Raw genomic sequence first — 22,021 nt, 5'->3', positions numbered from 1 at the left:
ACCCCGACGTAGTTCACGTCAGGCGGCCGTTTTAATCATTTCCCGCAAACGGTATTTCTGGATCTTGCCCGTAGCGGTGCGCGGCAACTCGTCGACGAAGCGGATCGTACGCGGGCACTTGTAGATCGACAGATTGGCCTTCAGCGTGTCGAGCACTTCCTCGGACAGCCGCGCCTCGTTGGCCGTCGGATCCTTCGCGACGGCAATCAGCGCGAGACGCATCAGCCCGTCGTCCTGCTGGATGCCGACGACCGCGGCCTCGGAGATCCCCGGCGCGGTCATTGCACAGGATTCGATCTCCGACGGGCTCACCCATTGCCCGGAGATTTTCAGCATGTCGTCGGCCCGCCCGTTGTGGTACCAGTACCCGTCGCGGTCGAAACTGAACATGTCGCCCGGGTAGTACCAGCCGTCCCGCAGCGCCTTCGCGGTCAGCTCGGGCTGCTTCCAGTAACCGGCGAACTGTGACGGCGTCCTGATCGCTATCAGCCCCGGCACGTCGAGCGTGACGATCTCTTCGCCGGCCTCATCGACGAGGCGGACTTCGGCCCACGGCACCTTCTTGCCGCAGGAACCCGGCCGCTGCTCGAGCGGGTCGTTGACGAGAAACAGGAAGATCGTCTCCGACGCGCCGATGCCATCGATGATCGGTTTGCCGCAGGCTTCGAGCCAGCGCTGGTAGAGCGTCTCGGGCAGCTTCTCGCCGGCCGACAGAAAATGGCGGATCTCGCGGCACGCGGGCGTTTCGGCGACGCCTTCGCGCAGCAGGTTGCGGTACATCACCGGTGTGCTGAACAGGATCGTCGGCTTGTGCCGCTCGATGACGCCGGCCATCAGCGTCGGGTCCGGCCAGCCCGGCACGACGATCACAGTCGCCCCGCAACGCAACCCGCCCATCAGCGAATGGCCGAGCGCCCAGCCGAAGAACATCTTCGATGTGGTGAAGATGCGGTCTCCCGGCACGACGCCGAAATACTCGCGCTCCATCTGGTCCGCGATCAGCACGCAGTCGTGCGTGTGCATCACTGCCTTCGGCCGGCCGGTCGTGCCCGAGGAGTAGACCCAGAACGCGATGTCGTTCGGTGCCGCCGGCTCCGATTCGAGCGCATCGGAGCGGCCCTCGACGAAGCTCTCGAGCGACACGCAGCCCGCAGGAGGCGCGGCGCCGCGAACCACGACCAAAGGCCGGGACGCGAGCTCGCCGGCGATTTCCTCGTACAGGTGAACGAACTCGGCATCGATCATCAGCACCCGGCACTCGCTGTCTTCGATGACGTAGCGCACGTCGCGCGGCGCGAGGCGGACGTTGAGCGCAACCGAGACGGCGCCAATGCGCATCGTGCCGAGGTAGGCCGCAACCATTTCGGGCGAGTCGTCCATGAGGAAGAGCACCCGGTCTCCCCTGGCGAGCCCATGTTCCTTCAGCGCGTTCCCGGTGCGATTGACCATCGCATTCAGTTCGCCATAGCTCACCGAGCGTTCGCCGCTGACGATCGCGGCCCGATCGCCGAGCCCCAGGAAAAGGGGGCGACCGATGATTTCGTCGGCCGCGTTCATCGTTCCATATCGCGCGGTATTGTCAAAGCTCATGTCTGCTCCACAACGACAGAAAAAATCCCCGGCGCGAGGACCGGGGAGCGAGACGACCTTCGCGGTCAGTTACTCAGCAGGGCCTGGGCTTCGGCGAGCAATTTCTGCCCGTCATGCCCCTTGGCGGTGACTTCCTTGACCCACTCGGCAGTCACCGACTCGGAGGCCTTCTGCCACTTCTTCACTTCGTCCGCGGGCACCATATAGAAAGTGTTCTTGCGGTCCACCGCCGACTGACGCCCGGCCAGCGTCGCGTCATCCCAGACCTTGCCGGCCCACGCCGACACCTCGGCGCCGCTGTTCGCGTCGATGACCTTCTTCAGCTCCGGCGGCAGGCTGTCGTATTTGGCCGGGTTCATCGCCAGCACGAAGGCCGATGTCGACAGCAGCGGCATGCTCGGATCGGTCTCGGTGTGATACTTGACGACGTCCTGCACCTTCATCGCCGGCACCACTTCCCACGGGATCATCGCCCCGTCGATGACCCCCTTCGACAGGCTCTCGGTGACCAGCGGCACCGGCATCGGCACCGGCGTGGCGCCCAGCGCGGTGAGCATCCGCGTTGCCAGCCGGGTCGGCGCGCGTACTTTCAGGCCACGCAGGTCGTCCATCGTCTTGACTTGCTTCTTCGACGTGTGCAGGGCCATGCCGGAGATCACGTGGAAAACCAGCGGCCGCACGCCCTTGTACTCCTCCGTCGCGTTTTTCGTCGCGTAGGTCCACAGCGCCCGGCTCGACTTCTCGCCGGAGATGCCCATGAACGGCAGCTCGAACGCTTCGGTCACGAGGAAGCGGCCCGCCTGGTAGCCGGGCAATGCCCAGACGATGTCGGCGACGCCGTCCTTGGCCTGGTCGAACAGCTGCGGCGGCGTGCCGCCCATCTGCATCGCCGGATAGATCTGGCACTTCAGCCGGCCCGCGGATTCCGCATTGATTTTCGCGCACCACGGTTCGAGGAACTTCAGCTGCGTGTTCGACGACGGCGGCAGGAAGTGATGCACACGCAGCGTGACGACATCGTCTGCCTGGGCCTGGGCGGCACCAAACGTCATCAGCACGGAAGCGCAAAGCGGGGTGAGCAGGTTGCGGGTTTTCATCGGTTTTTTCCTTTGAACAGATCGAATGAACCGGGCCCGGCTAGCCGCCGAAGGTCCGTACCAGGTACAGCGTGATAACCGGGAAGAACATCAGCAACACGATGCGCATCAGGTCGGAGGCGAGGAACGGCATCACCCCCTTGAAGGTGTCGCTGAGCGGGACGTCCTTCGCGAGACGGTTGATGATGTAGATGTTCATGCCGACCGGCGGATGCACCAGACCGATCTCGACGACCATCAGCACGAGGATGCCGAACCAGATCGACTTGTCTGCCTGGCTCAGGTCCCAAAACTCCAGGCCCATCACCACCGGATAGAAGATCGGGATCGTCAGCAGGATCATCGCCAGCGCGTCCATGACGCAGCCGAGGAAGACATAGATCAGCAGGATCGCAGTCAGCACCAGCAGCGGCGACAGGCCGCTGTCCTTCACCCAGTTGGCGAGCTCGGCCGGCATCTGCGTGAGCGCGAGGCCCGTGTTGAGCATGTCCGCCCCGAGCAGCACGAGAAAGATCATCGCCGTCGCTTCGGCTGCCCCGAGGATGCTGTCCTTGACGCCTTCGAAGCGCATCCCGCCCGAGACGACCGCGAGGATGCCGCACGCGGCGGCGCCGATCGACGCCGCTTCAGTCGGATTGGCCCAGCCGCCATAGATACCGATGATCACGACCAGGAAGATCAGTGCGACCGGGAACACGCTCGCGATCGAACGCAGCTTCTCGGCAAGCGGCACATGCGGTCCGGCGGGGCCGGCTTCCGGCTTGAGCGTGACGATGATGCGGATCACCAGCATGTAGCCGAGCATCGCGATGATGCCGGGCAGCACCGCCGCCATGAACAGCTTGCCGATCGATTCCTGGGTCAGCACGGCGTAGATCACGAGCGGCACCGACGGCGGAATCAGGATGCCGAGCGTGCCGCCCGCGGCGAGCGCGCCGGTCGCCAGCGCCCCGGAATACTTGTAGCGCTTGAGCTCCGGCAGCGCGACCTGGCCCATCGTCGCTGCCGTCGCCAGCGACGAGCCGCAGATCGCGCCGAAGCCTGCACAGGCCCCCGTCGAGGAAGGCGCGCAGGCGCGCCGGCATCCAGGCCGTGAAGAAATCGACCTTCACGTGCCCGTCGGTCATCTGGCAGTAGGCGAAGAACGTCGCGGCGGCGACTGCTGCTCCCATCTGCAGGAGCTCGAAATCGCCGGGCACCGGAGCCGAGAACAGCTTGCGGCCGATGATCGACACCAGCGACATCGCGATCAGCACGATGAACAAGACCCCGCCGGCCAGCGCGAACGCCCTGCTGACCGCGTGCAGCCGCATGCCCCACGGCCCGTGCGGCAGCGCTTCAGGATGGGCGACGTGTTCGATGGAACCGGGCTCGAGCAGGATTTCCTCTTCGCCCGCGGGCACCGTGGGTCGAACAGGAAGCGCTTCGACGCCATGCGGCGTAGCCGTCGCATCGTAGCTCGCAATGCTTGCATGCATGTTCTGTCTCCTCTTATATGTGGACTGCATGAGCAGGCAGTCACACAGGAACGGGTATTTTCCCGATCGGTCCCGGCACACGCCGCAAGGTCGCGGGCCGGCTGTACGCCGGACGCGGGTGCCGAACGATCCTTGATCGTTCGGCACCCGGACGGCTGACGTCAGTGCTTCTGTTCCCGTTCGTACGCCGAAAGCGTCTGCCGGGCGATGATGAGTTGCTGGACTTCGGTCGCGCCTTCGTAGATGCGCAACGACCGGATCTCGCGATACAGGCGCTCGACGGGGTGGTCGCTGACGACACCACAGCCGCCCCAGATCTGCACGGCGGCATCGATGACCTGCTGTGCCGTCTCGGTGGAGGTCATCTTCGCCATCGCCGCGGCGCGCGTGATGTTCTGCCCCTGGTCGCGCAGCCACGCGGCGCGGTAGGTCAGCAGCGCCGAGGTGTCGACACCGGTGGCCATCTGCGCGAGCTTCGCCTGCGTGATCTGGAAATCAGCGAGTTTCTGGCCGAACATGTCGCGCGTCGTGGCGCGCTTGAGCGCTTCGTCGAGCGCGCGGCGGGCAAAACCGAGCGCCGCCGCGGCCACCGACGTGCGGAAGATGTCGAGCGTCTGCATCGCGACCTTGAAGCCTTGGCCCGGCAGGCCGAGGAGGCAGGACTTCGGCACGCGGCACTCGCGAAAGCGCAGACGGGCGAGCGGATGCGGCGCGATGACGTCGATGCGTTCGGCGATTTCGAGCCCCGCCCTGTCGGCCTCGACGATGAACGCGGAAAGCCCGCGGGCGCCGGGCGCTTCGCCGGTGCGGGCGAAGACCACGTAAAAATCGGCGATGCCGCCGTTCGAGATCCACGTCTTCTCGCCGTCGATCACGTACTCGTCGCCGTCCTGGCGCGCGCTGCAGGCCATCGCGGCGACGTCCGAACCGGAGCCGGGCTCCGACAGCGCGAAGGCGGCGATCGCCCGGCCGGCTGCGACGCGCGGCAGGTAGTCGCGCTTCTGCGCGTCCGATCCATGCAGCGTGATCGCGCCGGAACCCAGCCCCTGCATGCCGAAGGCGAAGTCGGCGAGCCCGGAGTGACGCGCCAGCGTCTCGCGCAGCAGGCATACCGCGCGGGTATCGATGACGTCGTGACAACCGCCGTAGGCGGTGCCGCCGACGACGTAGCGCAGCCAGCCGGCGGCGCCCAGCTTGGCCACCAGCTCGCGGCACGCGGCGTCGAGATCGCTGCCGTGATGTGCGTTCACGTTCGCCGACGCCCAGGCGTCGAGTTCGATCTGCAGTTGCCGGTGACGCTCGTCGAAGAACGGCCACTCGAGATAGGTCTGATCACTCATCTATTTCTCCTCCTGCAAACGGGAAGGTGAGCCGATGTCACCCCCTCCTCTGGTTCATTGCACTGCGCCGCGCTGCCCGCGGGCAGTGGCCGTCAGCCGGATCCGCTCCAGAATTTCCGCACTGCCGGCCTGTCGCATCCGTGCGGTTTCACATGACTTCTCCGCCGGATACCGAAATCGCCTGGCCGGTGATCGCTTCCGCCCCTGGGAGGCACAGCCACAGCACGGCGTTCGCGACTTCGTCGGGACGAACCAGGCGGCCTTGCGGGTTGTGCTTCGCGAGCTCGCCTTGCGCTTCGGCTTCGCTGCGGCCAGTCTTGGCGCGGATATTGGTGATCGCCTCGCGCACGATGTCGGTGTCGGTGTAGCCGGGACAAACCGCATTCACCGTGATGTTCTTCTGGGCCAGTTCGAGCGCCAGCGCGCGGGTCATGCCGATGACGCCGTGCTTGGCGGCGCAATAGGCCGAAACGTAGGGATAGCCTTTCTGGCCGGCGGTGCTGGCGACATTGACGATGCGGCCCCAGCCGGTGGCGAGCATGCCGGACAGCACCGCCTTTGTCCCGAGGTAAGTGCCGGTGAGATTGACGTCGAGCATCTGCTGCCACAGCGCGAGATCGGTCTTGATGAACGGCGCGCTCGACGCCTGGCCGGCGTTGTTGACCAGAATCGAGACCGGCCCGAATCTGCGTGCGGCGGCATCGAAAGCGGCCGCGACGGAGGCCGGGTCGGCGACGTCGACGGCTTCGCAATGCATGTCGGTGAGTACCCGCAGCGCGTCCGCCCGCTCTTCGAGCGGTTCGCGCGTGCGCCCCATCAGCGTGACGTGGGCGCCTTGCTCGGCCAGGCGCTGTGCGATCGCGGCACCGATGCCACGGCCGCCTCCGGTGACCACCGCGTGTTTGCCGGAAAGTTCGCGCACCGTACTCATTCCACCACCTCCTTCATTGACTGGAACCCATCGCCACCCGCCTGACACCGATGCTCCGCTTCCTGCCGCCGCAGGGCGCGTACCACCCCTAGGGGCGTCGCTGCCACCCAAATCAGTGAATGAATGGTCACTCATTCACCTCCATGCGTCAAGTCATATTCGACGTTGAAAGGACAATTCTTGTGGTGAGCCGGCCGAGTGGATGGCGCTCGTTTCTTCTGGAATGGATTGTGGCGGAGACAGTGTTACTACCGGCCTGGCGATCGCCGGCCACGACCACCCGGCCCATCGGCGCCGCAAGTATGCAGCGCTTCGGCGCGCTCCGGTTGACTGCAGGCAGTCCCGCGACAAGATGTCGCCGCCGGCGCGGCAGACCTTGCCGATCACCGCGCCGGCTACCCGGTCAAGGCAGCTGATATTCCAGATTCACCAGCTTGGACGGGGTGAACTTCTGTCGCGAGAAGAATTTCTCCAGCGCGAAATCGTCCCAGTTCACCAACGTGTAGACCTTCTTCACGCCCGCCGCCTTCATGTTCATCATGAACTGATCGAGCATTTCACTCGCGATGCCGTGGTTCTGGAACTCCGGATGGACACCGATGGTGTCGATCGTCGCGGACGTTTCCGGGATTCCGAACTCGCCGAAATAGACGTCGCCCATGACGAAGCCGACCATCCTGCCATCGATTTCGCAGACGATTGACGAGTTGATGTTGTGAGCAGAATTGAGGATTGTCTCGAACTTGCGTTCGTAGTAATCGCGGCGGGAGCGCTTCGCACCGATTTCGTCGATTGCGACGACCGCGCCGAGATCATCCTTCTTCAGTACGCGCATTACACGGTTCTTTTCAGGCATTTCCCCTTCTCCTCGATAAATGCAGCGCCGGCAGGGATGCCGGCGCTGCTTCAGCCCCGACTTCAGGCCGCTTTCGCCTGCTTCTGCATCAGCGTGTAGCCGAACAGCGCCGCGCCCAGCGCGCCGGCGATCTGGCTGTCGATCTTGGTGTCGACCGCCTTGATGCCGAGGATGCGCTCGATGCGCTTGACGACACCCGGGTTCTTCGCGATGCCGCCGGTGATGAAGAAGCCTTCCTCGACGCCGATGCGCTCCAAGAGGCTCACCACGCGCTCGGCCATCGCCTGGCAGTATGCCGCGATCACCTTGTTCTTGGTGTAGCCGGCCTTCAGGAGACCCAGCGCTTCGGACTTGGCGAACACGACGCAGATCGACGACACCGCTTCGGGTTCGACATCGACGTCGAACGAGCGCGGGCCCAGTTCGGCGATCGGGATCTGCATCAGGTCGGAGATGACTTCCATGCCGCGCCCGGTGCCGGCCGCGCACTTGTCGTTCATCAGGAAGTTGGTGACCTTGCCTTTCTCGTCGCAGTGGATCGCCTTGCAATCCTGGCCGCCCATGTCGAGGATGGTGCGCACCTGGTTGCCGCCCATGTAGTTCGCGCCGCGGGCGTGGCAGGCGATCTCGGTGATCGCCTTGTGGGCGAAGGGCACGTTCACCCGGCCGTAGCCGGTGCCGACGACATAGTTGATGTCCTCGAGCTTCATGCCGATCTTGTCCATGATGCCCTGCAGGGCATTCTTGGCCGAGTCCGGCGAGTTGTTGCCGGTGCGCATGCTGTTGTAGCCGTACAGTTCGCCGTCACAGACGATGACCGCCTGCGAGGACACCGAGCCGACGTCGATGCCGCAGGTGATGATCTTGGCGTCTTTCCAGTTCTTCGTTTCGTCGAACCAGACGTTTTCCTGCCAGCGCCAGAATTCCTTCTTCTCGGGGGCCGCTTCTGCCACCGTGGCCGCAGCAACTTCTGCATTCATTTGATCGCTCCTTTATCCGTGTCTTTTCGCGTATCGGTTCAGTGCTGGCGTTCGGCCGCGATCAGCGCGCAGCCCAAAGCGCTGACGAATTCCGGCAGGTCGGGCAGCAGCACCTGATCGACGTCCATCGCGTTCTTGAGCGAGGCGACGAAACCGGGGTTGTGCACCATGCCGCCGATCAGCACCACGTTGCCTTCGATGCCGACGCGGCGCACCATCGCGCACACCCGGCTGGCGACCGCGTCGAGCACGGCCTTGGCGATGTCTTCCTTCGGCGTCGCGGAGTGGATCAGCGACACCACTTCGGACTCGGCGAACACCGTGCATTGGGCGTTCATCGGGATCGACTTGTCCGAGCGCAGGCTCGCTTCGCCGAATTCCTTGAGCGTGAGCTGCAGCGCGCGGCTCATCGCTTCGGCGAAGGAACCCGCCCCGGCGGCGCACTTCTCGTTGCCGGCGAAGTCGATCGCCTTGCCGTCCGCGTCGGTCTTGATGCCGCGCCCTTCCTCGGCGCCGACGTCGACCACGGTGCGCGCCTGCGGGTACATGTACACCGCGCCGCGCGCCCCTGCCGTCATCTCGGTGACGCCTTCGGTGGCGAACTCGACCTGCTTGCGCCCGGCCCCGGTCGCGAACACCGACTTCACCTGGTCACGCGACACCCCGGCCGCGGCCAGCGCTTCGGTGAAAGCCTTCTCGGCGGCCTGGTCGGCGTCGATATCGCCCGGCATCATCAGGTGCGCTTTCTTCACCGCGTAGTTCAGTTGCGGCGCGCCATCCACCTTGATCTCCTCCAGCAGCACAACCTTCACGCTGCGGGAGCCCATGTCGATTCCAGCGGTAATCATTCTCGTATCCTCAATCGAAATTCATTCTGATACCACCTGCACGCCGGAACGCACCGATTCGTCGCCCGCCGCACGTGTGGTGCGACAGGCGACGTCGGCAACGGTACGGCGCGCCGGCGGCGCGGAAAATCAGGCGGCCAGGCGGCGCAGGCCGAGCTGCTCCATGAACGCGTCGACGCGCGCCTGGGTGCGGACTTCGTCGAACTCGCGCTCGTCGCCCATGTTTCCTTCGTACGTCATGATCGGGATGCCGGCCTTCGCCATCGCCTGGCGGTTCTCCATGATCCCGACGGAGAGACCTTCGCAACCGCGGTTCAGGTGCATCATGCAGCCATCGACTTTCCAGTCGCGCGCGATGTTGAGCATCATCTCGGACTTCACCGACGGGTCGAAGAACTGCTGCCACAGCGGCTTCGACAGGTTCCAGTCGGCATAGAGACGCAGCGCCGTGTCGCGGTCGTTCATCTCGATGCCCTTCTCCCACGGCAGCGTGCGTGCGCCCCAGCTGCCGTCGGGCTTGGTCTCCCACGTGCCTTCGAGGCCGAAGGTGTAGAGCGAGCCGACCGACACCGCGCCGTAGCTCTCCAGATAGCGGAATATCTTCAGGAAAGGCCACGGCGGCTGCGTGTCCGACATCAAGCGGCAACGCTCGTTGGGCACCGCGGCGATGCCGCGCGCGACGCGATCCTTCACTTCCTCGTACAGTTCGTCGTAGAAGTCGGCGCACCACTGCGAGGACTTGTGCAGGATCGCGAGCACGTACAGCGAGTACATCGTCTTTTCGTCCAGCGGCGCCGGCACGGCTTTCTGCAGTTCGCAGATCTGCGCCCAGCGTGCGGTCGAGCGCATTTCGTTCCTGATCGCGCGGATCAGCAGTTCGTCGTCGCACTTGCGACCCGTTGCCTTCTCGACGAACTCTATCGAGTCGTGCAGCTGGCTCGTCACGTAGTCGAGGCGATCCGGCGTCAGATCCTTGTACGCGCCGACCGACACGTCGACGTAGAAATCGGGAATGCCTTTCGTGCGCGCGACGTGTTGGTACCACTTCGCGTGCGAGCAGCAGATCTGCGTCTGGTAGATGAAGTCCGACTTCGGCCACTTGCCACCGTAGAAGTACTCATCGAGATGCATGCTGCCCCAGTAGATCCGCATGTACGAGCACATGTCGCGCGCGAAGCCGTAGGATTCGGCCGCATCAAGGCAGCGCTGCGTGAATTTGCGGTCGAGCGACACGCCTGCCGAATACGGCTCGCCGGTCAGCGGATAGACGTCGTCGCCGAGCGAGGTCGGAATCGCGTCGAACGACCAGCCGGCCGCGGACCAGCGGATGCCGCCGTTGTCCTTCGCGCGGGCGAAGTTCTGGTAGTACTGCTCGCGCAGCTCCTTGGCCTTGCCCCAGAGCTTGAGCGGTTCGGTCGGATACAGGTTCGTCATGATTGGTCTCTCCTTGAGGGCTCAGAACAGCTCTTCTTCGCTCAGCGTCTCGAGCATCGCTTCGATGCGGATGCGGAACGGGCCGATGGGGTTCGTGATGTCGAATTCCAGGAACAACGTCGGGATGCCGTTGGCTTCCAGGTGACGCTTCAGGTCCGGGTAATCGCCCTCGTGCGGATCGCAGAACTTCTGCTGCAGGAAGACGGCGGCCTGGACGTTGTATTCCTTCGCCAGATTCAGCACGTGGTCGAAACGCGTGTGGGCCGGGTAGTCCTTCGTCGGGCACGCCGGCCGGTCGCAGTAGCGCTCGGCGATCGCGCGGACGACGTCGTCGTCGGGCTTCGAGGCATTCCAGAAGTAGCGCGTGCCCGAACACTGGTCGTCGATGACGATCGTCGCGCCGACGGATTCGACCATCGCCATGAACGCGATGTCGTCGTTTTCCGAGCCGATGGTCATGAAGCGCGCGCCCTGCGGACGATCGAGATTGCGCGTCGGCAGCGCCGCCAGCACTTTCTTCAGCTGCTCGTTGTGCTCGCGCTTGTCGATGAACTGGGCGGTGATCGACGCATACAGCGCTTCGACGCCAGTCACCTGCGGATTCGTTTCCTTGCGGTAGTCGAAGAGCTGGCGCAGCAGGCGGCGGTTCTCGTCGACCACGGCGAGCGCGTCGCGCAGCATGTCGTCGGTGATTTCCTTGCCGGTCAGCGTCTGCAGGAACACGCGGAAGCGCTGCACTTCGGCGATATGGGCCTTGCGCGAATGCGGCGACTGCACGTCGTTCGGCATCGCGACGTAGTAGTCCCACTTCACCGTCGGGACATTCTGGCGCCACGAGCTGTAGGTCTGGCGATACTGGATGCACGACTGCGTCAGCGTCACGCCTTCCGCATAGTCGTAGCGACCGAGCAGGCCCTGGGCGAGCGAGTCGCGACAGAACGGGCAGAACATGCCAAAGATGTGCGGCTCGGTGACGTTCTGCGGCTCATGGGCGCCGAGCACGCGCACCGGCAGCATCCCGGCCGCAATCAGCAACTCCTCCGGCGAATAGGTACACATCGTCGCCACGACCTGCCCGCCCGTGCGTGCCTTCCAGGCCCGCGCATAGTCGTGACGCTTCTCGTACCACTCCTTGAACTGGTCAAACAATCCGTCGTTCATGAACTTGCCTCCTTAAGAATGTTCCGCTGCGCGGCGGATCCGGCCATCTGAGAAACATATCGAGCGATACAAACCCCATCCGCCCCTGGGTCTTCACTTGTTTGATGCCAATCAAACAAGTGAATGAACACTCACTCTACTCGCGGTTCATTAGGAATGCAAGTGTTCAGGGGAAATCGGATCCGACCACCGAACAGGGGTAATCCGGGAGTGCCCTCGATGGACAGGACGTCGCGGGGTCGTGGCCCAGCGGCCACGACTGGCTTGACGAGCCGGGGCGGTGTCGCTTGACACCAACCTCGTTTCGGCTTTGCCGTGTGCATTGTGGAGTAAACGGAAAAAGCGGCCAAAATGACCGCTTTTTCTCGTATTTTTGGCGGAAGCGGTGAGATTCGAACTCACGAACGGTTGCCCGTTGCCGGTTTTCAAGACCGGTGCAATCGACCACTCTGCCACGCTTCCTGGGCGGGTTCAGGGCAGGTTTCCAGTTGCGCTGCCCTGCTGCCGAGAGCGGCGAAGTATACCACCCGGGCGCGCCGTGCACCGCCATATGGAAGCTGCCGGCGCGAATCCCGCGGTGCGGGGCGGCAAATCCCTCCGCGTCAGTTCCGCTCAAAAAGCGCGATCGATTCCACGTGCGAGGTTTGCGGGAACATGTTGGCAATGCCGGCGCCTCGCAGCACGTAGCCCTTCTCGTGCACCAGCACGGCCGCATCGCGCGCGAGCGTCGCCGGATTGCAGGATACGTACACGATACGCGCGGGCGATTGCAGCGCGCTGAGCGCCTTGACGACCGCGATCGCTCCTTCGCGCGGCGGATCGATCAGCAGCTTGTCGAGCTTGCCAAGCGCGGCGAGGCTGTCCTCGGTCGCTTCGAATAGGTTTGCGGCGTGGAATTCGCTGCGGCCGTGCAGGCCGTTGCGTCGCGCGTTCTTGGTCGCACGCCTAACGAGTGATTCGCTGCCCTCGACGCCTACCACCATGGCACCGCGGCGAGCGATCGGCAGGCTGAAATTTCCCAGCCCGCAAAACAGGTCGGCGATGCGCTCGCCGGGCCGGGGATCGAGCAGCTGCAACGAACGACGGATCAGCAGGCGGTTGATGTCGATATTCACCTGGGTGAAGTCGGTCGGCTGGAACGCCATCGTGACGTCGAACTCGGGCAGGGTATAGGCGAGCGGCGCGGCACCCTTCGGGTGCAGCGGATGCGCCGTCGCCGGTGCGCCCGGCTGCAGCCACACCTGCACGCCATGCTCGTCGGCGAAGGCCGCGAGCCGCGCCTCGTCGGCGGGAGTCAACGGCAACAGGTTGCGGAACACCAGTACGGTCGTCGTGTCGCCGATCGCGATTTCGATCTGTGGCAGCCGGTCGGCTATCGAGAGTCCGCCGATGAGTTCGTGCAACGCCGGCAACATCCCCGAAACGTGAGAAGGCAGAATGGCGCAGCTGTGCATGTCGGCGATGTAGCTGCTGCGCCGTTCGTGGAAGCCGATCAGCACTCCGCCTTTTTTTGGCACCACCCTGACGCCGATCCGCGCACGATAGCGGTAACCCCAGGACGGGCCGTGGATCGCCGCGTAGATGATGCCGGGCCTTACCTTTCCGACGTGCCACAACGCGTCCTCGAGCACGCGCTGCTTGGCGGCCGCCTGCGCGACCGAGTCGAGATGCTGCATCGAGCACCCTCCGCACACGCCGAAATGCTCGCACCGAGGTACAACGCGCTGGGCGCTGGCCTTGATGATGCGGGTCGCCTCGGCGAGGTCGTAACTCGGCCGCTGACGATAGACCGTATATTCGACCCGCTCGCCCGCAAGTGCCCCCTCGACGAAGACGACCTTGCCGTCAACGTGCGCGACCCCGCGACCTTCGTGATCCAGCGACTCGATGACTGCGACAGGCATTGAATATCCGCCAAAAGCCGATGATTTTACGTCTCTCCGCGACACTTTTTACATCGGCACATCGTTTGCAGGAAAACTTCCCGGAAGCATCCAGGCGACAGGCGACCTTGCTCGCCCGCTCATAAAAATTGAAACATGTTGGTCCACAGGAAATGCCGAGGACCTTGTGCCGCGCGAAGTCCATGCCGTTTATCCGGGTGCGGCACTGCAACACATAACGAGTGGCAGCGACATTGACATGCTAGAATTTCCATTGGTCTACCGCTTGCATAATCGCTTTGACGATCTGCAGACAAGGCGGATCAACTGCTGTCATCACCTCTATCTAATAAGGAAACCAGACATGAAACAATCGCTCCTCGTCGCTGCCCTGCTCGCCTTTGCCCTGTCCGCGTGCGGCAAGAAGGAAGAGCCCGCTGCTCCTCCGGCTCCTGCGCAGGAAGCAGCCCCCGCAGCCGCAGTCGAGGAAGCCGCGAAGGAAGCCGTGGAAAGCGCCAAGGAAGGCGCGGCCAATGCGGTCGAAGCAGCCAAGGAAGGCGCCGAGCAAGCTGTCGCAGCAGCCAAGGAAGGTGCTGACGCGGCTGTCGAAGCAACGAAGGAAGCCGTTCAGAAGTAACGGGCTCTTCCGGAATGAAAAAGCCGGCGCGAGCCGGCTTTTTTTTACAAACCAAGGAAACACCTCCGCGGCGAGCTCCGGGTCACCCCTGCGGGATGCCGCCACGCCTCAGCGCAGTTGCTCCTGCAACAGAGTGAGAATCTTGCGCGCGGTAGCCGACGAATCTTCCCCGCCTTCGCGCGTCATCACGGTGATCACCGACGCATCCTCTTCGCCCTGCACCCGCAGGCGATATTCACTGCCGCTTGCCGCGACTTCGTCCTTGCCGCGCCAGAACGCCAACTTCGACAGGAAGCCCTCGGATTTCTTCGACTCGATGTCGACCTCCGGATCGACATAACGGACGAAATACAGCCCCTTCGAACGGTCGCGATCCTCGACGGTGAAACCGATCCGGTCCAGCGCGAGGCCAACCCGTCGCCACGCGCGATCGAAAGACTCCTGCATCGACAGGCTCGCCTTCCCGCCGGCGGTCTGCAGCGTCGCGCGCTCGGCCTCCGGGGCCGCCGCAACGATCGCCTGCGCGTGCTCTTCCTTCGCGCCGAGCCGCACCATCAGGCGGCGCAGCATCTCGGCCTCGATGTCCGGATCGGCCGGGCGGGGCTGCCAGATCGTCGTATCCTTCGCTTCGGTGGGATAGATCTCCACCATTCCGCGATGGCTGATATAGATCTCCACCGTGTTCGGTTCCTTGCCCGGTTCGAGCCGGGTGCGGAATTTGTCCCGTTCCGGCGTCGAGAACAATCCGTCGAGCACGCCGCCGATCGCGGAGCGCAGGAAGTCCTGCGGAATTTTCGCCCTGTCTTCGGCCCAATCGGTTTCCATCACCCCGACTTGCGGGCGGTCGATGTTCACGACGAAGCCGAGCTCGAGCCAGAAATCCTTGACCTGCGGCCACAGCACGTCCGGCGTTCCCGGAACGACGAGCCAGCGCTGCGTGCCGGCACGTTCGACCCGCATGCTTTGCACTGCGGGCAGCACGTCTGCGGTCGCCGTCGCCTGCGGCTGCGCGGCCCGGTCGCTGGTATAGGCCGAATAGGTCGCGACGCCGCGCGGCGAGACGTCAGGTACGGCATAGCGGTCGTCACGCGTCGGGGCGGTGAGGTCGGGGGGAATCTCGAGCGGCGGCAACTGGCGCGCACTTTTGTAGTCGATCTTCTTCGATTCGACCAGTGAGCCGGAGCATCCGGCCAGGACGAGTGAAAGGGCGAGAAGTGAAGCCGAGGTGCGGACGCTGCGATTCATGAGTTTCCGAAAGTCCTGAAGATTCAAACGTTCACGCCGGCACGACGCATCGCGAGCAGCACGCGCTCCTGCGAGCCGGACGACAGCGGGGTCAACGGAAGGCGAATGCCGGATTCGATCAGGCCCATGCGGGCAACCGCCCACTTGACCGGAATCGGATTGGCCTCGCAGAAGAGATCGCGGTGCAGGCCGACGAGGTGCGCGTTGATCTCGCGCGCCCTGAGCGCATCTCCCGCACATGCTGCGGCGCACATCTCGTGCATTGCCCGCGGCGCGACGTTGGCGGTGACCGAGATCGTGCCGTGACCGCCAAGAAGGATGAAGGCTGCCGCGGTCATGTCGTCGCCGGTGTAGAGGGCGAAATCCTTCGGCGCGCGGTCGATCAGATCACAGGCGCGGTCGATGCTGCCCGTCGCGTCCTTGATGCCGATGATGCTCGGGATCTCGGCCAAGCGCAGCGCCGTGTCGTTCGACAGATCGGCGACGGTGCGCCCCGGGACGTTATAGAGGATCAGCGGCAGTTCGACGGTTTCGGCGATCGAACGGAAGTGCCGGTAAAGTCCTTCCTGGGTCGGCCGGTTGTAATACGGGACGACCGAAAGCTGCGCGACTGCCCCCGCCTCCTGCGCAAAGCGGGCAAGTTCGATCGCTTCGGCTGTCGAGTTGGCGCCAGCTCCGGCGATCACCGGGATACGCCCGGCGGCATGCTCGACCGTCGTGCGGATGAGTTCGCAATGCTCCTCGACGCTCACCGTCGGCGATTCGCCGGTGGTGCCGACGACCACGATGCCGTCGGTACCTTCGGCCACGTGGAAGTCGATCAAACTGCGCAGACGAGGGTAATCCAGGCTGCCATCCTCGTGCATCGGCGTGACGATGGCGACAATCGATCCGGTAATCATGGAAGTGGCCGAAAGATTAAAACGCTGATTCTACCCGATCGACGGCAGACGACCACCCCGGTGCGGGCGCGGATCGCGTCGCACGCGCCCCATCACAGATCGGCCAGCGCCTTGATATGCGCAACCACCGAGCGGGCGAGCGAAGACAGCGCGTATCCCCCTTCGAGGATGGAAACGATGTTCTTGTGTCCGCAGTCCGCCGCAAGCGCCTTGACCTGCTGCGTCACCCAGACATAGTCGGATTCGACCAGACCGAGCGACCCCATGTCGTCTTCGTAATGCCCGTCGAAACCCGCGGAGATGAAGATCATCTGCGGGTTGTGGTTCCTCAGCGCGGGGATCCAGACGTCGCTGACAATCTGGCGAAAAGTGTCTCCGCGCGCACCGGCGGGGACCGGCACGTTGACCATGTGTGCCGCCGTGCAGTCCGCGCCGCTGTAGGGATAGAACGGATGCTGGAAAATGCTCGTCATCATCACGCGGGGATCCTCGCGGAAGATGTCCTCGGTGCCGTTGCCGTGGTGAACGTCGAAATCGACGATCGCCACCCGCTCCAGTCCGTGCGCCTCGAGCGCGTGGCGCGCCGCGATCGCGACATTGTTGAGGAAACAGAATCCCATCGCCCGGGCCCGTTCCGCGTGATGACCCGGCGGGCGCACCGCGCAGAACGCGTTCTCGATCTCGCCCTTCAGCACCAGGTCCGTCGCCAGCACGCCCGCACCGGCCGAACGCAACGCCGCCTTCATGGTCTCGGGATTCATGGCGGTATCGGGATCGAGGTGGCGGATGCCATGCTCGGGCACGCTGTTCATCAGCTCTTCGAGGTACGCGGCAGGGTGTGCGCGAGTGATCTGCTCGGGCGTCGCCTGGGGCGCGTCGTAAAATGAGAGATAGAGGTCGAGGCCGGCCGCGATCAAGCGGTCATTGATCGCTGCAAGCCGGTCAGAGCATTCCGGATGGAAAGCCCCCATATCGTGCAGCCAGCATTCCCGGTGCGTAATGAACGCAGTCGTCGTCATATCCCTCCCCTCATTCATTGCAGGCGATGTCACCGCGGCCTGGCCTTCGAACCGTTTCGTCGCCTGCGTCGGGCGCAGCCTGATGATCTTTGTCGTCTATTATCACCGCTTCCCGGTCAATTTCACAGTGCGCAACCCCATGCCTCACGGCCATGCCACCCGCCTGCCCGGCGAAGCAATCCGGGCCCTTCCCGTCCCGGGCGGCACCACGACTTCCCGCCGGCGACTCAAGCTGGCCCCGGTTCTGCATCAAGCGCGGCGCCTATTGCCGACCGCCTGGTTTGCCTGGCCGGAACAGGGGGAACCCCTGGATTCCCGGCGACCACCACCCAGAGACTGAGACACAAATGAAACAACGCTTCGTCACCCCGCTCCTCGCGCTTGCTCTCCTCTCGGGCACAGCGCTCGCCGATGCGTCCTATGTCCAGCGCGAGGAGGTCAGGGCGTTCGTCCGCGCAATGGAGGAAAAACACGGTTTCGACGGCGGGGAAGTGCTCGCGGCGCTCGACCGCGCCCGCCACGCGCCCGGCGTCATCCGGCTGATCAGCCCGTCGGGCTCGCCCGGCGTCCGCTCATGGCAACGCTACCGCGCCCGCTTTCTCGATTCGGGACGCATCGGTGGCGGCGTTGCATTCTGGCAGGAGCATGCGGCGACCTTGCAGGCCGCGCACGAACGCTATGGCGTGCCGCCGGAAATCGTCGTCGCGATCATCGGCGTGGAAACCTACTATGGCCGCAATACGGGAAATTTCGAGACGCTGTCGGCGCTGGCAACGCTGGCGTTCGACTATCCGCCACGGGCACCGCTGTTCCTGCGCGAACTCGAAAACCTGTTCCTGCTGGCACGCGAGCAGCAACGCGATCTTTTCAGCTATTACGGTTCGTATGCCGGCGCGATCGGCTACCCACAGTTCCTACCCAGCAGCATCCGCAGCTACGGCGTTGATTTCGACCGCAGCGGCGGCATCGACTTCGATCTGGAACCGACCGATGCGATCGGCAGTGTCGCGCGCTACCTCGCCGAGCATGGCTGGGTGCGTGGTGACCTCGTCGCGGAGCCGGCGCGCGTCGCGCCCGGAGCCGACCTGCAGCCGCTGATCGACGCCGGCATCAAACCCGCGCTTTCACCGGAACAACTGGCACAGGCCGGCGTAACGGGCCTCAATGGCACGTTACGCGCGGCTCCTGCGACCCTCGTCGACCTTGCGACGCCCGACACTGAAACCGAATACTGGCTCGGGTACCAAAATTTCTACACGATCACGCGCTACAACAAGAGCAGCTTCTACGCGATGGCCGTATTCGAACTGTCACAGGCCTTGCGTGAGCAGCAAAGGGCTGAAACCGCACGCGCGGAATGAACGGGCGGGGCGAGCCTACAGCAGTTCGTCCCGCGAAATACCGCGCCGTTTGACGGTCCTTCGCAATTGTCCCAGCGCCTCGAGCTGGATCTGGCGCACCCGCTCACGCGTCAGGCACAGTCGCGACGCGAGTTCCTCCAGCGTCATCACCTCGCATTCATCGAGCCCGTATCGATGCCGGATCACGAGGCGCTGCTTTTCGTTCAACATCCCGATCCATTCCTGGATCAGCCTCTCGACCTCCGCATCCTGGATGTGGGTATCGGGAGGCTCGGCCTGATCGTCGGCGAGCGATTCGCCAATCGAAAGGGTCGGGTCGATCTCGAGCGGCGCGTCGAGCGACGCAGTGTGCTCGCTCAGGGCGAGGATCGCGCGCACCTCATCGACCGACTTGTCGAGACGATGGGCGACCTGCTCAAGCGTGAACTCGCCGTTGCCCGACGCTTCGAGGTTGCGCTGCGCGCGCAGCACCTGGTTCAGCTCCTTGACCACGTGCACCGGCAGGCGGATCGTGCGCGACTGGTTCATGATCGCCCGCTCGATGTTCTGGCGAATCCACCACGTCGCGTAGGTCGAGAAGCGGAAGCCGCGCTCGGGGTCGAATTTCTCGAGCGCATGCATCAGGCCGAGATTTCCCTCCTCGACCAGATCGAGCAGCGGGATGCCGCGATTGAGGTAATGTTTCGCGATATTGACGACCAGGCGCAAATTGCGCTCGATCATGATCTGGCGAGCGGAAAAATCGCCGGTGCGCACTCTTCTCGCGAGCGCAGCCTCTTCGGCTGCTGTAAGCAGCGGATTCGCCCCGATCTCGTTCAGGTAGATCTGGGTGACGTCGCTGAGAAACTCGTTCTCGAACGCGGGCGCGACCCGCTCGACGAACACCTCCACCTCGGGGGGCAGATCCGGCTCCTGACTATCCACATCGTCACGACTCACCGGATCGTACATAGCCTCCTCGTTAGCGTGCAGGCAGATATTTCATCGGATCGACCGGACGTCCCTGCTTGCGAATCTCGAAGTGAAGCTTCGGGCGATCCGCATCGGTACTTCCGAGCTCTGCGATTTTCTGACCCTTGGTAACCGACTCCCCTTCCTTGACCAGCAACTGCTGGTTGTGCGCGTATGCCGTGAGATAGTTCGCGTCGTGCTTGATGATGACCAGTTTTCCATAGCCGCGCAAGCCGCTGCCCGAATACACTACCTTGCCCCCCGCGGAAGCAATCACCGGATCGCCCGGCTTGCCAGCGATATCGAGCCCCTTGTTGGCGGCCTCGTCGAACGTCCCGATGACCTGGCCGCTTACCGGCCATAGCCAAACAGGGTCGGTGGCCGCCGGCTTGTCCGCTTCCGGGGCGGGCGGCGGCACAACCGGCGGAAGGGTCGAGCGAGGCTGGATCGAAGCCCACGCTTCGTCGCTATAAGGCTGCTTTCCTCCCTTCGGGTCCTGCTTTACCAGCACGCTATTGGCGTCGCTCCCCGGCTTCACCGGCTGCACTTCCACGGGTTCGCCGATCGCGATCGGCTGCGCAACCGCATCCGCCGGAGGACCGACGCGCAATTCTCGGCCCACATGTATTTGATTCGGATCCGTCAAATTGTTCCAGACGACCAGATCCCTTGCCGTTACCCCATACAGCCGGGCGATACCCATCAAGGTATCGCCCGGCCGGACCACATGAACGGGCTGCTTCGCACCGTTGGTCGGAGCCTCCGAGGGCGCCTGGGTCGAGGGTGGGGGCGTGGTGTCGCGGACAGGAGCCCGGCCTGTCGCTGCGCATGCCGACAGCAGCGCGGCGAGAAGCACGGGGCCGAAAAACTTCAATGAAGCGGATTTTACTGAATGGATCATTCCGTACCAGTGAGCAAGGGGACGAAGCGCACGGCTTCGAACCGGCTTTCCCTGAAAATATTGCCGTGCCGCTCGGTCATCACGAGACGCTGGTCAGCGGTCCCGAGCGGGATCATCAATCGCCCGCCCGGAGCGAGTTGCTCCTTCAGCGAGTCCGGGATGCCGGCTGCAGCGGCAGCCACGATAATGGTGTCAAAAGGAGCGGCTTCGGGCAATCCCAGATTGCCGTCGGTGTATTTGAGACGAACGTTCGGCAGCCGCAAGGGGCGCAGGTTTTCGCGTGCCCGGTCAAGAAGGGGGCGAATGCGCTCTACGGTATACACTTCGGTCGCCACGAGGGACAGTACCGCGGCCTGGTAGCCGCAGCCGGCGCCGACTTCGAGGGTCCGTCCCAGTTCGCGGCCCACGCGCAGGATCTCGATCATGCGCGCGACCACCAGCGGTTGCGAAATCGTCTGCTGGTATCCGATCGGCAGCGCCGTGTCGTCGTACGCACTGAAGGCGAGGCCTTCATCGACAAACGCGTGGCGCGGAATCTGCATCATCGCCGCGAGCACCTTCTCGTCGGCGATCCCCTGCGCACGGAGCCGCTCAACCATGCGGGCACGGGCACGGCTCGAGGCCTGCCCGGGATCCGGGGGCCGCATGCTCATCTACCGACCCATTCGGCGACACTGGGAATCAGGCCGCTGTGAGTGAGGTCGATCTGTAACGGCGTGACCGACACGAAGCCTTCAGCCACCGCCTGGAAGTCGGTACCCTCACCCGCGTCCGCAGCCTGGCCGGCCGCGCCCACCCAATAGACGGTCTCGTTGCGCGGCGTCACGCTGCGAATCACCGGTTCGGCCTTGTGCCGCTTGCCCAGTCTCGTGACGCGGATGCCGCGCAGCTCTTCATAGGGGCGGTCCGGCACGTTCACGTTCAGCAATACCGGATGCTGGAAAGGGACGCGTGTAAATCGCTCGGCGAGATCGCGCGCGACCCGCGCAGCCGCCGAAAAATCAGTCGCCGCCTTGCTCACGAGAGACACCGCAATCGCCGGCACTCCGAGCAGGAACCCTTCCGTGGCGGCCGCGACCGTGCCCGAATAAATCGTGTCGTCGCCCATGTTCGCGCCGTGATTCACGCCGGACACGACCATGTCCGGGAGGTGATCGAGCATGCCGGTGACCGCAAGGTGCACGCAGTCGGTCGGTGTGCCGTTGACGAAATGGAAACCGTTTGCCGCCCGTCGCAGTGACAACGGGCGATCGAGCGTCAGGGAATTGCTCGCGCCGCTTCGGTCACGCTCGGGCGCCACCACCGTGACGTCCCCGACCTTCTGCAGAGCCTCAGCGAGGGCGGCGATCCCCGGAGCAAAATAGCCGTCGTCGTTACTCACCAAAATGCGCATGATTCTTCCGTTCG

At 64.1% G+C, this 22,021-nt stretch carries 21 protein-coding genes, 1 tRNA gene and 1 pseudogene; 3 read left to right on the top strand and 20 right to left on the bottom strand.

What is annotated here, in order from left to right; all coding sequences use genetic code 11:
- Positions 1-18: 18 nt before the first annotated feature.
- The 13 genes and pseudogenes from hbdA to rlmD all read right to left on the bottom strand — a co-directional run bounded on the left by hbdA (position 19) and on the right by rlmD (position 13,619).
- The gene (gene hbdA / locus pbN1_RS15090; protein ID WP_169203884.1) at positions 19-1,590 is read right to left on the bottom strand and encodes a 3-hydroxybenzoate--CoA ligase HbdA; all 1,572 of its coding nucleotides are present in this window, start codon (positions 1,588-1,590) and stop codon (positions 19-21) included.
- Between the two features lie 65 nt (positions 1,591-1,655).
- Positions 1,656-2,687: a TRAP transporter substrate-binding protein gene (locus pbN1_RS15085; protein WP_169117432.1), complete on the bottom strand. Its 1,032-nt coding sequence runs from the start codon at positions 2,685-2,687 to the stop codon at positions 1,656-1,658.
- A 40-nt stretch (positions 2,688-2,727) separates the two neighbouring features.
- A complete protein-coding gene (locus pbN1_RS15080) occupies positions 2,728-3,702 on the bottom strand; it encodes a TRAP transporter large permease (RefSeq protein ID WP_244857266.1) in 975 nt (324 codons plus the stop codon).
- A 100-nt stretch (positions 3,703-3,802) separates the two neighbouring features.
- Positions 3,803-3,931: pseudogene (locus pbN1_RS20830) on the bottom strand (TRAP transporter small permease); the annotation flags it as partial.
- 395 nt (positions 3,932-4,326) lie between these two features.
- Complete coding sequence (locus tag pbN1_RS15070) at positions 4,327-5,505, bottom strand: acyl-CoA dehydrogenase family protein (RefSeq protein ID WP_169203885.1); 1,179 nt, start codon at positions 5,503-5,505, stop codon at positions 4,327-4,329.
- Between the two features lie 148 nt (positions 5,506-5,653).
- On the bottom strand, positions 5,654-6,436 hold the full coding sequence (locus pbN1_RS15065) for an SDR family NAD(P)-dependent oxidoreductase (protein ID WP_210147522.1): 783 nt from the start codon (positions 6,434-6,436) through the stop codon (positions 5,654-5,656).
- 403 nt (positions 6,437-6,839) lie between these two features.
- The gene (locus pbN1_RS15060) at positions 6,840-7,292 is read right to left on the bottom strand and encodes a GNAT family N-acetyltransferase (protein WP_169203886.1); all 453 of its coding nucleotides are present in this window, start codon (positions 7,290-7,292) and stop codon (positions 6,840-6,842) included.
- 62 nt (positions 7,293-7,354) lie between these two features.
- Complete coding sequence (bzdQ, locus tag pbN1_RS15055) at positions 7,355-8,272, bottom strand: benzoyl-CoA reductase, bzd-type, subunit Q (RefSeq protein ID WP_210147521.1); 918 nt, start codon at positions 8,270-8,272, stop codon at positions 7,355-7,357.
- 38 nt (positions 8,273-8,310) lie between these two features.
- Positions 8,311-9,120, bottom strand: coding sequence for an acyl-CoA dehydratase activase (locus pbN1_RS15050; RefSeq protein ID WP_210147520.1), 810 nt, complete (start codon positions 9,118-9,120; stop codon positions 8,311-8,313).
- A 129-nt stretch (positions 9,121-9,249) separates the two neighbouring features.
- On the bottom strand, positions 9,250-10,554 hold the full coding sequence (gene bzdO, locus pbN1_RS15045) for a benzoyl-CoA reductase, bzd-type, subunit O (RefSeq protein ID WP_169203291.1): 1,305 nt from the start codon (positions 10,552-10,554) through the stop codon (positions 9,250-9,252).
- A gap of 21 nt (positions 10,555-10,575) precedes the next feature.
- A complete protein-coding gene (gene bzdN / locus pbN1_RS15040) occupies positions 10,576-11,715 on the bottom strand; it encodes a benzoyl-CoA reductase, bzd-type, subunit N (protein ID WP_169203292.1) in 1,140 nt (379 codons plus the stop codon).
- 374 nt (positions 11,716-12,089) lie between these two features.
- Positions 12,090-12,177: transfer RNA gene (locus tag pbN1_RS15035), tRNA-Ser, on the bottom strand.
- 140 nt (positions 12,178-12,317) lie between these two features.
- Entirely contained in the window at positions 12,318-13,619 is a 1,302-nt protein-coding gene (gene rlmD / locus pbN1_RS15030; protein WP_169203293.1) for a 23S rRNA (uracil(1939)-C(5))-methyltransferase RlmD, read from the bottom strand.
- Between rlmD and pbN1_RS20825 the strand changes: the two genes are divergently transcribed.
- A complete protein-coding gene (locus tag pbN1_RS20825) occupies positions 13,603-14,235 on the top strand; it encodes a hypothetical protein (protein WP_244856972.1) in 633 nt (210 codons plus the stop codon). The genes rlmD and pbN1_RS20825 overlap by 17 nt on opposite strands.
- A gap of 108 nt (positions 14,236-14,343) precedes the next feature.
- Here the strand turns inward: pbN1_RS20825 and bamC are convergent, their stop codons facing one another.
- The 3 genes from bamC to pbN1_RS15010 form a co-directional block, all read right to left on the bottom strand.
- Positions 14,344-15,480, bottom strand: coding sequence for an outer membrane protein assembly factor BamC (gene bamC, locus pbN1_RS15020; protein ID WP_169203294.1), 1,137 nt, complete (start codon positions 15,478-15,480; stop codon positions 14,344-14,346).
- A gap of 23 nt (positions 15,481-15,503) precedes the next feature.
- Positions 15,504-16,382 (bottom strand): 4-hydroxy-tetrahydrodipicolinate synthase, encoded by an 879-nt coding sequence (gene dapA, locus pbN1_RS15015; protein WP_169203295.1) that lies wholly within the window; start codon positions 16,380-16,382, stop codon positions 15,504-15,506.
- Between the two features lie 92 nt (positions 16,383-16,474).
- Positions 16,475-17,401, bottom strand: a complete 927-nt coding sequence (locus pbN1_RS15010; RefSeq protein WP_169203296.1) for a histone deacetylase family protein — start codon at positions 17,399-17,401, stop codon at positions 16,475-16,477.
- Between pbN1_RS15010 and pbN1_RS15005 the strand changes: the two genes are divergently transcribed.
- Both pbN1_RS15005 and mltB read left to right on the top strand, forming a co-directional pair.
- Positions 17,382-17,741, top strand: a complete 360-nt coding sequence (locus tag pbN1_RS15005; RefSeq protein ID WP_169203297.1) for a hypothetical protein — start codon at positions 17,382-17,384, stop codon at positions 17,739-17,741. The genes pbN1_RS15010 and pbN1_RS15005 overlap by 20 nt on opposite strands.
- Positions 17,742-17,748: 7 nt before the next feature.
- Entirely contained in the window at positions 17,749-18,762 is a 1,014-nt protein-coding gene (gene mltB / locus pbN1_RS15000) for a lytic murein transglycosylase B (RefSeq protein WP_169203298.1), read from the top strand.
- 15 nt (positions 18,763-18,777) lie between these two features.
- Here mltB and rpoS read toward each other — a convergent pair whose 3' ends face one another.
- From rpoS to surE, 4 genes are read right to left on the bottom strand one after another with little or no spacing between them, the layout of a single operon-like run.
- The gene (gene rpoS, locus pbN1_RS14995; protein ID WP_169203299.1) at positions 18,778-19,713 is read right to left on the bottom strand and encodes an RNA polymerase sigma factor RpoS; all 936 of its coding nucleotides are present in this window, start codon (positions 19,711-19,713) and stop codon (positions 18,778-18,780) included.
- 10 nt (positions 19,714-19,723) lie between these two features.
- Positions 19,724-20,614: a peptidoglycan DD-metalloendopeptidase family protein gene (locus tag pbN1_RS14990; RefSeq protein ID WP_210147519.1), complete on the bottom strand. Its 891-nt coding sequence runs from the start codon at positions 20,612-20,614 to the stop codon at positions 19,724-19,726.
- Positions 20,611-21,267 (bottom strand): protein-L-isoaspartate(D-aspartate) O-methyltransferase, encoded by a 657-nt coding sequence (locus pbN1_RS14985; RefSeq protein WP_169203300.1) that lies wholly within the window; start codon positions 21,265-21,267, stop codon positions 20,611-20,613. Before pbN1_RS14985 ends, pbN1_RS14990 begins: the two co-directional genes overlap by 4 nt.
- Complete coding sequence (gene surE, locus pbN1_RS14980; RefSeq protein WP_169203301.1) at positions 21,264-22,007, bottom strand: 5'/3'-nucleotidase SurE; 744 nt, start codon at positions 22,005-22,007, stop codon at positions 21,264-21,266. The genes pbN1_RS14985 and surE overlap by 4 nt, the downstream gene beginning before the upstream one ends.
- Positions 22,008-22,021 lie beyond the last annotated feature (14 nt).

It is taken from the genome of Aromatoleum bremense (genome assembly GCF_017894365.1).
GTDB lineage: Bacteria > Pseudomonadota > Gammaproteobacteria > Burkholderiales > Rhodocyclaceae > Aromatoleum > Aromatoleum bremense.
Note: the sequence above shows the minus strand (reverse complement) of the source record. Positions and strands in the feature narration are given on the sequence as shown.

What these genes read in the sequence shown, in the direction of transcription:
- pbN1_RS15065 (WP_210147522.1), bottom strand. Translation starts at nt 6,436, where the DNA reads ATGAGTACGGTGCGCGAACTTTCCGGCAAACACGCGGTGGTCACCGGA.
- pbN1_RS14990 (WP_210147519.1), bottom strand. Translation starts at nt 20,614, where the DNA reads ATGATCCATTCAGTAAAATCCGCTTCATTGAAGTTTTTCGGCCCCGTG.
- bzdN (WP_169203292.1), bottom strand. Translation starts at nt 11,715, where the DNA reads ATGAACGACGGATTGTTTGACCAGTTCAAGGAGTGGTACGAGAAGCGT.
- bamC (WP_169203294.1), bottom strand. Translation starts at nt 15,480, where the DNA reads ATGAATCGCAGCGTCCGCACCTCGGCTTCACTTCTCGCCCTTTCACTC.
- pbN1_RS15070 (WP_169203885.1), bottom strand. Translation starts at nt 5,505, where the DNA reads ATGAGTGATCAGACCTATCTCGAGTGGCCGTTCTTCGACGAGCGTCAC.
- dapA (WP_169203295.1), bottom strand. Translation starts at nt 16,382, where the DNA reads ATGATTACCGGATCGATTGTCGCCATCGTCACGCCGATGCACGAGGAT.
- pbN1_RS15085 (WP_169117432.1), bottom strand. Translation starts at nt 2,687, where the DNA reads ATGAAAACCCGCAACCTGCTCACCCCGCTTTGCGCTTCCGTGCTGATG.
- rlmD (WP_169203293.1), bottom strand. Translation starts at nt 13,619, where the DNA reads ATGCCTGTCGCAGTCATCGAGTCGCTGGATCACGAAGGTCGCGGGGTC.
- pbN1_RS15005 (WP_169203297.1), top strand. Translation starts at nt 17,382, where the DNA reads ATGAACGCAGTCGTCGTCATATCCCTCCCCTCATTCATTGCAGGCGAT.
- surE (WP_169203301.1), bottom strand. Translation starts at nt 22,007, where the DNA reads ATGCGCATTTTGGTGAGTAACGACGACGGCTATTTTGCTCCGGGGATC.
- hbdA (WP_169203884.1), bottom strand. Translation starts at nt 1,590, where the DNA reads ATGAGCTTTGACAATACCGCGCGATATGGAACGATGAACGCGGCCGAC.
- pbN1_RS14985 (WP_169203300.1), bottom strand. Translation starts at nt 21,267, where the DNA reads ATGAGCATGCGGCCCCCGGATCCCGGGCAGGCCTCGAGCCGTGCCCGT.
- pbN1_RS20825 (WP_244856972.1), top strand. Translation starts at nt 13,603, where the DNA reads ATGACTGCGACAGGCATTGAATATCCGCCAAAAGCCGATGATTTTACG.
- bzdO (WP_169203291.1), bottom strand. Translation starts at nt 10,554, where the DNA reads ATGACGAACCTGTATCCGACCGAACCGCTCAAGCTCTGGGGCAAGGCC.
- bzdQ (WP_210147521.1), bottom strand. Translation starts at nt 8,272, where the DNA reads ATGAATGCAGAAGTTGCTGCGGCCACGGTGGCAGAAGCGGCCCCCGAG.
- pbN1_RS15050 (WP_210147520.1), bottom strand. Translation starts at nt 9,120, where the DNA reads ATGATTACCGCTGGAATCGACATGGGCTCCCGCAGCGTGAAGGTTGTG.
- pbN1_RS15060 (WP_169203886.1), bottom strand. Translation starts at nt 7,292, where the DNA reads ATGCCTGAAAAGAACCGTGTAATGCGCGTACTGAAGAAGGATGATCTC.
- mltB (WP_169203298.1), top strand. Translation starts at nt 17,749, where the DNA reads ATGAAACAACGCTTCGTCACCCCGCTCCTCGCGCTTGCTCTCCTCTCG.
- rpoS (WP_169203299.1), bottom strand. Translation starts at nt 19,713, where the DNA reads ATGTACGATCCGGTGAGTCGTGACGATGTGGATAGTCAGGAGCCGGAT.
- pbN1_RS15010 (WP_169203296.1), bottom strand. Translation starts at nt 17,401, where the DNA reads ATGACGACGACTGCGTTCATTACGCACCGGGAATGCTGGCTGCACGAT.